Genomic DNA, 13,651 nt, shown 5'->3' with positions numbered 1-13,651 from the left:
TTGGCTTGTTGCCAGCACTAATACAAAAAATCAGGGCTAACATGGTGTTAGCCCTGATTAATTAAACGTTTATTTAAACAACGATTTAATTGCCATTTTTAACTGAACATCGTTGTCTTCTTTTCCTCGCAGCTCTACTACCTTTTGGTTTAGAGTGTCTGCTGTTTGCAAGTCAATTTTCCCGCTGATCGGGAGCTCATTTGTTTGCTGGAAAGCTTTTACGGCATTTTCTGTTGCTTTACTAAAGTAGCCGTCCTCTCTTCCAGGTTCAAAGCCTAAACCTTTTAAAGCAAGCTGTGCAGTTTTAATTTGGTCATTGTTCATATCAAACGTTAACGCCTTTTCGATTTGTAAAGGGCTTGCTTGATATAGTGCCGGCTGTTCAACCTTAATCGTTGGCTCCACACCCTTTTTGTGAATCCAATTGCCTTCAGGTGTTAACCATTTGTAGAGAGTTAACTTGATATTGCTGCCATCTCCCATTGGAACAGCCTGTTGAACCGTTCCTTTACCGAACGAGGTCACACCAACAATATCATATCCTGATGCTTCTTTTAACGCACCTGCTAAAATTTCAGAAGCAGAAGCACTTCCTTTATCAATTAACACCGAAACAGGATAATCTTTTTTCTCAGAAAGTGTAGAGAAATAACGCTTTTTATCTCCATTGCGTTCTTGAATTTGGATATAAGGATGATCCTTCGTTACAAACTCTTTCAAAATTTCTTCAACACTTTGTAAGTAGCCTCCAGGATTTCCACGAACATCTAACACAAGTCCTTCAATATTGTCCTTCTCTAGCTTTGTTAATGTTTCTTTAAAATCCTTTGCTGTGTTTTCAGAGAAAGAAGTAATTTGAATGTACCCAACCTTTTTCCCTTGATAATCCTTTGTTGAACCGAACACAGTTTCTAACGGAATTTCATCACGAACAACATCAAATGTTAATTTTTCTCTTGTGTTCGGACGAACAACCTCAATCGCGACTTTTGTTCCTTTTTTTCCACGAATTTTTAACACCGTTTCGTGTAAATCAAGGCCTTCAACATTTTCTCCATCAATGCTCACGATTTGATCGTTTGGCTGAAGACCTGCTTTTTCAGCAGGAGAGCCTTTAAATGGAGAAACAATCGTTACTCTACCTTCTTGCATACCAACCTCAGCACCAATTCCCTCAAAGGAGGAATCAAGTGATTGTGAAAACTGTGCTGCTGTTTCTTTGTCCATATATACAGAGTATGGATCTTCAAGCGTTGAAAGCATACCCTGAATCGCGCCTTCTAATAGCTCTTCTTCATCAACATCCTCAACATATTTTGTTGAGATTAACTCAAGAGCTTGCTTAAACTTATCAAACCCTTCAATTTCAGATGCTTGTTCTTCTTCAGATTGAAACACATTCCCAAAGGTTGGGATGGCTTCAGCTTCCTTAGGTGCTGGATCTTCTGTAAGCTCTAATCCTACAAACATTCCACCTGCGCCAACGAGTACGCCAAGTGCTAGTAAAAATGCTGTGATTTTCTGATTCATCCTTTACCTCCTCATGCCAATATAGCCAGGTTTATGTAAATCATTTTGTAAGTAGACTTTTCCTATTATATGTAAAGCTTGGTCATATCATGTAAATAAAAAAACGAAAGTTAGACAACAGGACAATAGATAAACGAGGTTAAAACGAAAAGCCTCTAAAACATACGATGTTTTAGAGGCTTTCTTTCTGGGTAATGTTATGGTAAATAGTCCAATGGATTGACAGAGCTTGAAGATCCGTTCCATGGCCCTTTATGAATTTCAAAGTGTAAATGCTGTCCTGTTGAACGACCTGTATTTCCCATGATGCCAATTTGCTGACCTTTTGAAACAGATTGTCCTGATTTCACATAGAATTGTTCCATGTGCGCATAGACAGTTGTGTACACTTGTCCATTAATTTTATGAGAAATGTACACTACATTTCCGTAACTGCTAGAATAGTTGGCACGAATTACTGTACCTCCTGCTGCAGCGACAATCGGAACATCTGCACTGTTGGCAATATCAATACCAGAGTGCAACTTCTTACCACCTGTTACAGGGTGTATACGGTAGCCATATCCTGATGTGAAGGAACCAGATGCAGGCCACATAAAGCTTCCACTTGTTACAGCTGGTGTTTGTGAAGATGAATTATTACTTGAGCCAGAAGAACCTGAGCTTGATTTTTTAGCTGCTGCTGCCTCTGCTTTTCGTTTAGCTTCCGCGGCTGCTGCTTCACGCTGACGCTTTTCTTCAGCTTCAATTGCTGTCTTTTGCTCTTCTAAAAATGCTGCTTCATCTTCTAATTCATGCATTTCATGAATGGCTTCATCATGCTGAACTTGAACTTGAGCCATTAACTCTTCTTTTTTCTTCTTTTGACCAGCTAATTGCTGTTTAAGAGTTTCTAATTCTGTTAAAGCATTTTCAAGTTCTATTAGTTTATTATTTAGATCTGCCTCTGCTTGCTCTAGCGTTTGCTTGTCTGCTTCATGTGCTTTAATAATTTCACGATCTGCTTCTACAATTGTTGTAACCGCATTAACACGACCAACAAAATCTCCAAAGCTTTGAGCACCTAGGAGCACATCTAAATAACTAATCATACCGCCAGATTGTTGTAGCGTGCGAGCACGATCTTCTAAAAGCTTATTACGTTCAGCAATACGAGCTTTTACTTCTTCAATCTCTACTTTTAGTTCTTCAATTTGCTTTCTAGACTCTTCAATACTAGCCTCTTGTTCACGAATTTTCCCGTTCGTTTCAGCAAATTGCGTGTCAATTTTTTTGATTTCTTCATCTAATTTTGCTTCTTGATCTTTAAGCTCGGAGATTTCACTTTCCTTTTGATCAAGATCAGATGATACGTCTGATTGTTTTTTCTCTATTTCCTGCTTCTTTTCCTGTAACGTTTGAGCGAAGCCAAGGTGGTGATTAGGCAGTAATAATGTGCTTGTCCCTAAAACAGCAGCCAAGCTAAACGTCATTAGTTTTCGATTCATCTTGTTTCCTCCCCAACGTTATGTAAAAACTAGTAAACTAGCAATAAAAATATTGCTAGCTTACACTTTTAAGAACTTACGAACAGACATTAAACTTCCCCAAATTCCAATTAACGCACCGATGAACAATAAAAGAGCTGATATTTGGAAAAGGAATGGACTTGACGGTAATAACTCAACAAATGATCCTTGAAGCTTAGGAATCGCCCATGTGTACAGAGATTTATAAACAACGCCAATTAAAATAATCGGAACCACTGCACCAAATACACCTAAGAATAAACCTTCCAGAAAGAACGGCCAACGAATAAATCCGTTTGTTGCCCCTACAAGTCTCATAATCTCAATTTCATGTCGACGAGCAACGATTGTAATTTTAATCGTATTAGAAATTAAGAACATGGCTGTAAAGATTAAACCGATGATTAAGCCAATCCCGATGTTACGAGAGATTGAAATCACATCAAATAATTTTTCTACCTGATCTTGGCCGTATCTAACCTTAGAAGCATTATCTAATTTCGTAATCTTCTCGGCTAATGCACTCGTATCATTTGGATCCTTCGCTTTGACAATAAACACGTCATTTAACGGGTTATTTTGTTCAAAAAGTTGGAATGACTTTCCTTCTTCTCCTAAGCTTTCAACGAGATTTTCTAACTCTTTTTCCTTAGGAGAGAATACAACGGTATCAACTTGTTCTATTTTTTCGATCTCACTCTTAAGAGCATTTTGCGCTGCTTCATCTGCTGTTACATCGATCAATACACGAATCTCAACATCTTTTTCAAGATTCGATGCTACATGGTTAAGATTCATCATGATGACTAGGAATGTTCCGACTAAGATCAGCGTCACAGTCACCGCACTGATCGATGCAAATGTCATCCATGTATTTCTTGCTAAACTCTTTAAGCTTTCACGAATATGACGGCCAAGAGAATTAGTCATAAATACCATACTCCCCTCTTGCTTCGTCACGCACAATCCTACCATCCTCGATTGCGATGACACGCTTTTTTAACGTGTTCACGATCTCTTTGTTATGTGTAGCCATCACAATCGTTGTTCCACGATCATTGATTTCTTCAAACAAATGCATGATTTCCCATGATGTATCAGGGTCAAGGTTACCCGTTGGCTCATCGGCAATCATAACAGCCGGGTTGTTCACAATTGAACGCGCAATCGACACACGTTGCTGCTCCCCACCTGATAATTCATTTGGGAAAAATCTCGCTTTGTGTTTCAATTGAACTAAATCTAGTACATCTAGTACTCTCTTTTTAATATTTTTAGGGTTTTCACCAATCACTTCTAAGGCAAATGCTACATTTTCAAAGACTGTTAGCTTCGGCAAAAGTTTAAAGTCCTGGAAAACGACGCCGATATTACGTCTTAATAAAGGGACCTTGTTTTCCTTAAGCTTAGATAAATCCATTCCGTTAATAATGATTTTTCCGCTTGAAGGCTTTTCCTCACGGTACATCATTTTGATAAACGTTGATTTACCTGCACCACTTGGTCCAACAACATACACAAACTCACCTTGGTTGATCATTATATCGATTCCATTAACGGCTAACACACCGTTTGGATACGTTTTATACACTTCGGACATTTCTATCATAATAAACCACCTAAAGTTGTTTTTTTGAGTCTATGTCACTTTTTGTCGTTAATTGTCGATAAAGTAGACATAGTGATTCCTTGTCTCTAAAACTACAAAATTTATTATAACATCAATTTTCGTCAAGAATAGACTAAATTATATTACATTTTCATTTCATGTCTGTTAATAGGTGTCGAAACGTTGTAATATAGATAGTTTTTTGGGGTAGGTTGGAATAAAGTAACAAGAAAAAAACACTAAAAATATCTTCAGTGTTTCTTTTTAATGAGACTATGTTTATTTTTTTCAACTACTTTAATAAAGGCATCAGCAATTGCTGGATCAAATTGTGTTCCTTTGCTTTTCTGTATTTCAGCTAGTGCTGCTTCAATATTTTTCTTCCCTCTGTACACTCTGCTCGTTGTCATCGCATCAAAAGCGTCAGCAACTGCAGCAATCCGTGCAAGGTAAGGAATTTCATCACCTTTTAAGCCATTAGGGTAACCCTTGCCGTCATATCTTTCATGATGATGTAAAATGATATCCAGTATGCCTGTATTTTTATAATTTGATAAATTTTTAAGTGTGTTGTAGCCAACGTTTGGATGAGCTTTTATTGCTGTAAACTCATCATCTGAGAGCTTTTCTTTTTTATTTAAGATAGCTTCTGGGATTGAAATTTTCCCGATATCATGCAGTAAGCCACCGAGATAAACACTTTTTACTTTTTGTTTGGATAAACCTAATTCTTCTGCGATGATTTTCGCATAATTTGCTACATTTTCTGAATGCATCGCAGTATATGGGTCACGAGAGTCCAGCAATCTTGAAAAGGACGCTGCTAACTCAACATTTATCTGCTGTTGGCGAATGTAGTTTGATACTAGAACGGAAATCGCTGCGCCGACAATAAAATAATAGACCCACACTAAAAAATAAGAGTCAATATAAGGGATACTATCAGGCGCTAAAAGATACCTTGCTAACGTGACAAGTCCACTTTGCATAAGTAAAACAATCAGATTTTTATAAATTAAGCCGAGGAGAATCATCACTAGCATTAACAGTACAACAACAAATCTACCGTAAGGGGCTTTATCGGCTGCGAAAAGGATAAAGGCACTGATGATATAAAGAACCCATCTAAATTTAGACAGCGCTACCAACAAAGGATTGATAATGGTTGTATCATGGTATATATTCATTCTTGTCTCCTTGGTGAAAATTTCTTAAAATTTAGTATACTACAAAATATGACAAAATCACCAAAAATGTATGCTACCTATTAAGAAAAGCCCAAGCGCCTTGGTAGACACTAAAACTACGTACAAAATTTTATACTTTCTTACCTACTAAAAAAAGGATAACCATTTAGGCTATCCCTTACACTTATTTCTTTTCAGCTAACCAAGCTGCCACAACTTCAGCATCTGCTTCATTTAAAATTCCCTTTGGCATGCTTCCTTGACCATTAATGATGATGCTCGCAATTTCATCTTGGCTATATTTCGAGCCAACCTCCGTTAAATTCGGACCTGCTCCACCTTCAAGTTCACGACCATGACAGCCGATACAGCTTTTTTGAAAAATTTCTTCTGCATCTCCGCTCGCTGTTTCTGCTGTCCCCTCAGTTGTATCCGCCGCTTCATCAGCAGGCGCTTCTTCTCCACCACATGCTGATAAAACAAACACAGACCCTAATAATAAGGCGAATAATTTCGTTTTCAAAGGTATTCCTCCTTGCATCGAATTCAATTATGTAAAAAGAGTCAATTCAAGGATTATTATAACCTAACTACACTCTTTTGAAACCTTCACCAAGCACCTCAGAAGCATCCGTAACTGTCACGAACGCGTGCGGATCGATACTTCGCACCAGTTGTTTCAATTTTGTGAATTCCGTTTGATCCACAACACACATGAGGACTGGTCTCTCATTATTTGTGAACCCGCCATGTGCCGCAAGTCTAGTAACGCCACGATCGATTTCGTTTAGAATGGCATCCTGAACCTCTGTTTGCTTGTTTGTAATGATCATTGTCATCTTTGAACGTCCGAGGCCAATTTGCACAATATCAATCGTTTTGCTCGTGACATATAAGCCTACTAAAGCATAAAGTCCTCTTTCAATATCAAATACAAATGCAGCTGCTAGAACGATTAAGCCATCAAGGAGCGCGACACAAGTTCCAAGTGAAAGCCCTGTGTATTTATGAATAATTTGTGCAGCTAGATCGGTTCCGCCCGTTGAAGCTTTGCCACGGAACACAATGCCAAGACCAAGTCCTATACAAATACCACCGAAAAGAGATCCTAACAGAGGATCCATTGTTGCGGGCTCCCAGTTTCTTGTTAGGTAAACGACTAGTGGGACAAAAATTGTACCGATTAGTGTTTTGATCCCAAATTGCTTTCCTAGTAAAATAACTCCGGCAATAAATAGGGGTATGTTAAACGCCCACTGAACATAAGCCGGCTCAAAACCAAACGTTGCATCAAGGATCGTACTAATTCCACTCACACCACCTGATGCAACCCGGTTTGGTAGTAAAAATAAATTAAAGCCAATTGCAACAAACGATGAGCCAACTAGTATGTAGACGTACTCAAGTACTTTTTCTAATGTAGGATTATATGTATCATTTCTTTTGCGCATATTCATCGCTTTGTTACCCTCCTTTTTCACTAAAGCTATTCTTGCCCTAGATGAGTATAGCACCCGTGATTTTATCTGTGAATAACACCTAAATAACGTGGTAACGAGGTAAAGAAATCAAGTGTTGGTGGGGAGTTTTTTTAGTGTTTGCTATTGTGGGGGAAATTATGGGGGAGTGGGTGTTTTTGTGTGGGGCGAGTTGGTATTGCTGTGGGTATGAGGTACATTTTGTTTGCTTGGACTGGTGGTTTTGGTTTTGGTTTTAGTCTTCATCTCATTTATGAAGTACATTTCGCTTACTCGGACTGCTGATTTTGGTCTTCATCTCACTTATGAAGTACATTTCGCTTGCGCGGACTGCTGATTTTGGTCTTCATCTCACTTATGAAGTACATTTCGCTTGCTCGGGCAGCTGGTTGTGGTCTTCATTCCCCTTATGAAGTACATTTGGCTTGCGAGGATTGCTCGTTTTGGTCTTCATCCACTTTATGAAGTACATTTCACTTGCTCGGATTGCTGATTTTGGTCTTCATCTCCTTTATGAAGTACATTTGGCCTGCGAGGATTGCTCGTTTTGGTCTTCATCCACTTTATGAAGTACATGTTGCTTGCTCGAATTGCTTATTTTGGTCTTCATCACCTTTATGAAGTACATATGGCTTGCGAGAATGCTCGTTTTGGTCTTCATCCAAATTATGAAGTACATTTCGTATGCTTCGGCTGATGGTTTCGGTCTTCATAAAACTACAAATATGATTTTGTTTTCTAATAGTCTTTTTTAGTGAGTCTCTTTTAAAGTTAAACTTTCTTTCTGCCGCATTATCTAGTATCACTCACTCAAATAAATGTAAATCAACAATTATGATAAAGAAAAAAAGCCCAGAACTGACTACTCCTTTATAAAAAGGAACAGTCAAACTCTGAGCGATTTTCATTTCTATATTACTGAATCTTCGAACGTAAATACGCGTCAATAAACGGGTCAAGCTCGCCGTCCATTACAGCATGAACGTTTCCGATCTCTGTGTTTGTACGGTGATCTTTAACCATTGAATACGGGTGGAAAACATAAGAACGAATTTGGCTTCCCCAACCGATATCCTTTTGCTCACCACGGATTTCCGCAAGCTCTGCTTCTTGCTCTTCAATACGCTTTTGATACAGCTTTGCTTGAAGCATTTTCATGGCGCGTTCACGGTTTTTAATTTGCGAACGTTCCGTTTGACAAGTTACAACGATGTTTGTTGGTGTGTGGGTAATACGAACAGCTGAGTCAGTCGTATTGATATGCTGACCGCCGGCACCACTTGCACGGTACGTATCAATTTTCAAATCTTCCGTACGAATTTCGATGTCGATTTCTTCATTGAATTCAGGCATAACTTCACAAGAAACGAACGAAGTATGACGACGGCCTGAAGAATCGAAAGGAGAAATACGAACTAGGCGGTGTACACCTTTTTCAGCTTTCAAATAGCCGTATGCGTTGTGGCCTTTGATTAAAAGTGTAACACTCTTAATACCTGCTTCATCACCAGGTAAGTAATCAAGAGTTTCAACTTTGAAGCCTTTTTTCTCTGCCCAGCGTGTGTACATACGAAGTAACATGGAGCCCCAGTCCTGAGACTCTGTACCACCTGCGCCTGGGTGAAGCTCAAGGATTGCGTTGTTTTTGTCGTGTTGTTCACTTAATAGCAACTGAAGTTCAAAGTCATTTAGCTTTGAGACTAAATCTTTTATTTCAGTCACTAGTTCTTCACGTAAATCTTCATCATCTTCCTCTTTAACAAGTTCATATGTTAATTGAAGATTTTCATATGATTCGTTCAGTTCGTGGAATTGATCCACCATTTCTTTTAGTGCATTTGTTTCATTGATTACAGCTTGTGCAGCGTTTTGATTATCCCAGAAATCTGGTGCTGTCATTTGTGCTTCAAGCTGTTGAATTCGTGCTTCTTTTATATCGAGGTCAAAGAGACCCCCTAAAGTCCGCTAAACGTTTAGCTGTTTTTTCGAGCTCTTGACGAATTTCTACTAATTCCATGAAAGTCACTCCATTTATAAATTTATATTGAAAAAGTTCTAATCTTTATTCGCAAACAAGAGAGAGGTGGGTGCACCTCTCTCTTTGATAATGTTCTATTATATACGTTTCGATAGGTAAACGCTAGTTATTATTGACCGCAGCAGTTTTTGTATTTCTTTCCGCTGCCGCAAATACATGCATCATTACGGCCAATTTCCACAACTTTACGAGTTGGTTTTTTCTTAACTGGCTCATCGCCTTCTTTCGCGTGAACAGCAGTTTGACCTTTTGCAACCTCTTGACGCTCAAGGTTGTTGCGGATTTGTGCCTTCATGATGTACTTCGCAACATCTTCTTCGATTGAGGCGATCATGTTTTCAAACATAGCGAAGCCTTCCATTTGGTATTCGCGTAAAGGATCGTTTTGTCCGTATGCACGTAAATGAATACCTTGACGAAGCTGATCCATCGCATCGATGTGATCCATCCATTTTGTATCAACTGCACGAAGAAGAATAACCTTTTCGAATTCACGCATTTGCTCTTCGCCAAAGTCTGCTTCCTTCGCATCGTAGTGTACTAGTGCTTTTTTATAGATCAACTCGGCCATTTCCTCAGGATCTTTACGTCGAAGATCCGAAACAGCAAGCTCATCTTCTGTAAGAATGTTTGCATTCATATAGTCGATGATGCCTTCTAGGTTCCAATCTTCTTCTACTTCCTCCTTAGGAGTATACATGCCAACCGCACGTTCGATCGTTGATTTTAGCATTTTTTCAACAATTTCACGGAGGTTGTCAGAATCAAGAACTTCAAAGCGTTGCTTGTAAATAACTTCACGCTGCTGACGAAGAACATCGTCATATTGTAAAAGCTGTTTACGCGCATCAAAGTTATTTCCTTCAACACGTTTTTGTGCAGATTCAACCGCACGTGAAACGATTTTACTTTGAATTGGCTGGGTATCGTCCATACCAAGGCGATCCATCATGTTCATCATGTTTTCTGAGCCAAAACGGCGCATTAATTCATCTTCCATTGAAAGATAGAATTGAGTGATACCAGGATCTCCTTGACGACCAGAACGTCCACGAAGCTGGTTATCAATACGACGAGATTCGTGACGTTCCGTACCGATAACGGCTAACCCGCCAGCTTCACGAACACCTTCGCCAAGCTTGATATCCGTACCACGACCAGCCATATTTGTCGCGATCGTAACAGCACCACGTTGACCGGCATTCTCGATAATTTCTGCTTCTTTTTCATGATTTTTCGCATTCAAGACATGATGCGGAACACCTTTTTTCTTAAGAAGCTGAGAAATTAATTCAGACGTTTCAACGGCAACTGTACCAACAAGTACAGGCTGACCTAAGTCATAACGTTGTTTTACTTCCTCAACAACCGCACGGAATTTCCCTTCCATTGAACGGTAAACTAAATCGGCTCTGTCATCACGAGCAATCGGTTTGTTTGTTGGAATCGCAACAACCTGCATGTTGTAAATATTACGGAACTCTTCTTCTTCCGTTTTCGCTGTACCTGTCATACCAGACAGTTTTTTGTACATACGGAAGTAGTTTTGGAACGTAATCGTGGCAAGTGTCATGCTTTCGTTTTGAATTTCAAGACCTTCTTTTGCTTCAATCGCTTGGTGAAGACCGTCACTGTAACGGCGTCCCTTCATTAAACGACCTGTGAACGAGTCAACGATCACAACTTGTCCTTCGTCCACCACGTAATCAACATCGTTTTGCATAACAAACTGTGCTTTTAGTGCTTGGTTAATGTGGTGAAGTAATGCCACATGTGAAATATCGAAAAGATTTTCAATGCCAAACGCTTTTTCTGCCTTTGTCATACCTTCTTCTGTTAATTGAACAGCCTTTGTTTTCACATCATATGTGAAATCGTCCTCTTGTTTAAGCTGACGAACAAAGCCGTTTGCTTGAATGTAAAGCTTCGTAGATTTAGCCGCTTGTCCCGAAATAATTAATGGAGTTCTCGCTTCATCGACTAAGATCGAGTCAACCTCATCGATTACGGCAAAGTTAAGCGGACGCTGTACCATTTGTTCACGATAAAGAACCATGTTATCACGTAAATAATCAAAACCTAGTTCATTGTTTGTTGAATAGGTAATGTCTGCAGCATACGCTTCACGCTTTTCATCTTTATCTAAAGAATTTAAGTTAAGACCTACTGTTAAGCCTAGGAATTCATATAATTGACCCATTTCATTTGCGTCACGACTAGCTAAGTATTCATTGACCGTGACAACATGCACACCTTCACCAGAAAGCGCGTTTAAATAAACAGGCATTGTGGAAGTTAATGTTTTACCTTCCCCTGTTTTCATCTCAGAAATATTCCCTTCATGTAAAGAAATACCCCCCATTAACTGAACCTTGTACGGGTATAGCCCCAACACACGCTTCGCTGCTTCACGAACAACAGCAAATGCTTCTATTAATAGATTATCTAGCGATTCACCATTCGCTACACGACCTTTAAACTCTTCTGTTTTAGCCTTTAATTGCTCATCAGATAAGCCACCCATCTGACCGCTAAGCGCATCAATCTGATCAGCCATCTTCTCATAACGATTTAACGCACGCTTATTAAAATCAAACACCTTATTCAAAATTCCAAGCATCTAATACGCTCCTCTGTGTTTAGAGTGAAATTGCTTTTATGTAAGTTTCGTCTATTCCTTATTTTAGCACTAGTTGGGGTGGTGGGGCAACAGGCGGGTGACTTGGTTTGGAGTTGGGGGTGGGAAGGGGTTTTGGGGTGCCTGTCACTTACCGAATTTTGTCGGTAGAACTTCGGGTGGTGACAGGCACGATTCGAAGTTTGTCGATTTAAGAAGCAGTAAAAAAACTTACTAAAGATCTTAGTAAGTTTAGAATTTTTATGAATGTTTGTTCATTGGATGGACATCGATATTTGGAGATATGGGAGGTTTACGAGAAGATTAGGGCCTCAGCTACTTACGATTGAATTAATTTCAGGTAGCTTTTTTCATGTTGTACGTTTTGACAGAAATAAAGTCACCTTTGTTGTTGGGTTTCTGTTATTTCAAAACGCCATCCATTTTCTTCTCTATTCTATCTAATCGCCCTTCCATCTTGTCTAGTCTTTCTTCAATTTTCTCAAATCTTTCATCTATCTTTTTAAAATTTTGATCCATACGATCTTCATGTTTTTTCAATGCATGGAGGACCTCTTTCAACATTGTTTCGTTATCCATGATTCCCCCTCCTTTTCTAATAACACTCCCATTATATCGAAATATACATGTAAGCTCTATATGATTTTATGATATACAAGCGAATTTACTAAATCTTAACATAGTTGCGAGAATATAGAACAACAGATATTTATCTAACAGCTAATCATACTTGAGCCATGAATTTTTCTACTTCTTCTAATGAAGGCATACCTGATTGAGCACCTAGCTTTGTTACAGAAAGAGCAGCTGCAGCATTGGCGAATTGACATGCTTCTTTTAACGCAATTCCTTTACTTAGAGAAACAGCAAGTGCCCCGTTGAAGGTGTCTCCTGCTCCTGTAGAATCTACGGCTTTCACTTTATATCCAGGGATTAATTCTTCTGTGTTTTGATAGAGAAGAACTCCTTGAGATCCTTGAGTAACAATGCATTTTTGTTTGATTAGCTCTTTCTCTTCTGATGTCAGCTCATCATTTAATATGAGTGTTTTTTGTTCGTGTTCATTTGGTGTTATGTATGTAGCTTGAAGCAGTAAATCCTTTGGTAATGATTGAATTGGTGCTGGGTTTAGAACAACTGGCACATTATGTTTGATGGCTAATTCCATTGATGTCTTTACGCTTTCAAGAGGAATTTCGAGTTGTAACAGAATAATATCTGAATCTGCAATGATCTTCTCATTCTCTCTAACCATATCAGGGGTAAGTTCCTGGTTAGCACCTGGAACAACAATAATGCTGTTATCACCTTGTGATAGTGTAATAGAAGCAATTCCGGATGACGTATTAGGTATTGTTTTTATATAATCGATTGTAACACCCTGATCTGATAGGTTTTGCTTAAGTTCCTGACCAAAAGCATCGTCACCAACACACCCTAGCATTGTAACATTCGCTCCAAGCTTTGAAGCTGCAACAGCTTGGTTGGCACCCTTTCCACCAGGAATAGTAAAAAAAGAAGTCCCCAATACCGTATCACCGACTTTTGGAACCTTATTTGTTTGTGTAACAAGATCCATATTCATACTGCCAATCACTAAAACCTTAGGCTTTGTCAATTTAAAAATCCTCCTTCAGATACGAAAACAGCGCCCTATAGGCGC

Annotated in this window: 11 protein-coding genes; all 11 read right to left on the bottom strand. The window is 39.0% G+C overall.

Translation table 11 applies throughout. From position 1 onward, the window contains the following. Positions 1–69 precede the first annotated feature (69 nt). Positions 70–1,530 carry a S41 family peptidase gene (locus tag ACEWK1_RS03000; protein WP_212135763.1) on the bottom strand — a complete coding sequence of 487 codons (1,461 nt, stop codon included), beginning with the start codon at positions 1,528–1,530 and terminating at the stop codon, positions 70–72. A gap of 197 nt (positions 1,531–1,727) precedes the next feature. After that, positions 1,728–3,017, bottom strand: coding sequence for a murein hydrolase activator EnvC family protein (locus ACEWK1_RS02995; RefSeq protein ID WP_212135762.1), 1,290 nt, complete (start codon positions 3,015–3,017; stop codon positions 1,728–1,730). A gap of 60 nt (positions 3,018–3,077) precedes the next feature. After that, entirely contained in the window at positions 3,078–3,968 is an 891-nt protein-coding gene (gene ftsX, locus ACEWK1_RS02990) for a permease-like cell division protein FtsX (protein WP_212135761.1), read from the bottom strand. Continuing rightward, on the bottom strand, positions 3,961–4,647 hold the full coding sequence (ftsE, locus tag ACEWK1_RS02985; protein WP_121663619.1) for a cell division ATP-binding protein FtsE: 687 nt from the start codon (positions 4,645–4,647) through the stop codon (positions 3,961–3,963). Before ftsE ends, ftsX begins: the two co-directional genes overlap by 8 nt. 251 nt (positions 4,648–4,898) lie before the next feature. Continuing rightward, positions 4,899–5,834 (bottom strand): HD-GYP domain-containing protein, encoded by a 936-nt coding sequence (locus ACEWK1_RS02980; RefSeq protein ID WP_212135759.1) that lies wholly within the window; start codon positions 5,832–5,834, stop codon positions 4,899–4,901. A 184-nt stretch (positions 5,835–6,018) separates the two neighbouring features. After that, positions 6,019–6,357, bottom strand: coding sequence for a cytochrome c551 (gene cccB, locus ACEWK1_RS02975; protein WP_212135757.1), 339 nt, complete (start codon positions 6,355–6,357; stop codon positions 6,019–6,021). A gap of 67 nt (positions 6,358–6,424) precedes the next feature. Then, on the bottom strand, positions 6,425–7,285 hold the full coding sequence (locus ACEWK1_RS02970) for a YitT family protein (protein WP_121665113.1): 861 nt from the start codon (positions 7,283–7,285) through the stop codon (positions 6,425–6,427). Between the two features lie 942 nt (positions 7,286–8,227). Continuing rightward, a protein-coding gene (gene prfB, locus ACEWK1_RS02965) for a peptide chain release factor 2 (protein ID WP_098797103.1) occupies positions 8,228–9,329 on the bottom strand; the annotation gives its coding sequence in 2 pieces (ribosomal slippage) (positions 8,228–9,256 and positions 9,258–9,329; 1,101 coding nt in all). Positions 9,330–9,459: 130 nt separating this feature from the next. Continuing rightward, complete coding sequence (gene secA / locus ACEWK1_RS02960) at positions 9,460–11,970, bottom strand: preprotein translocase subunit SecA (protein WP_416635733.1); 2,511 nt, start codon at positions 11,968–11,970, stop codon at positions 9,460–9,462. Between the two features lie 420 nt (positions 11,971–12,390). Continuing rightward, entirely contained in the window at positions 12,391–12,567 is a 177-nt protein-coding gene (locus ACEWK1_RS02955) for a hypothetical protein (RefSeq protein ID WP_416635732.1), read from the bottom strand. A gap of 145 nt (positions 12,568–12,712) precedes the next feature. After that, positions 12,713–13,606 carry a ribokinase gene (gene rbsK / locus ACEWK1_RS02950; RefSeq protein ID WP_416635731.1) on the bottom strand — a complete coding sequence of 298 codons (894 nt, stop codon included), beginning with the start codon at positions 13,604–13,606 and terminating at the stop codon, positions 12,713–12,715. Between the last annotated feature and the right edge of the window lie 45 nt (positions 13,607–13,651).

The sequence above is a fragment of the Metabacillus sp. YM-086 genome, from assembly GCF_048059995.1.
GTDB classification, from domain to species: Bacteria; Bacillota; Bacilli; order Bacillales; family Bacillaceae; genus Metabacillus; species Metabacillus litoralis_B.
Note: the sequence above shows the minus strand (reverse complement) of the source record. Positions and strands in the feature narration are given on the sequence as shown.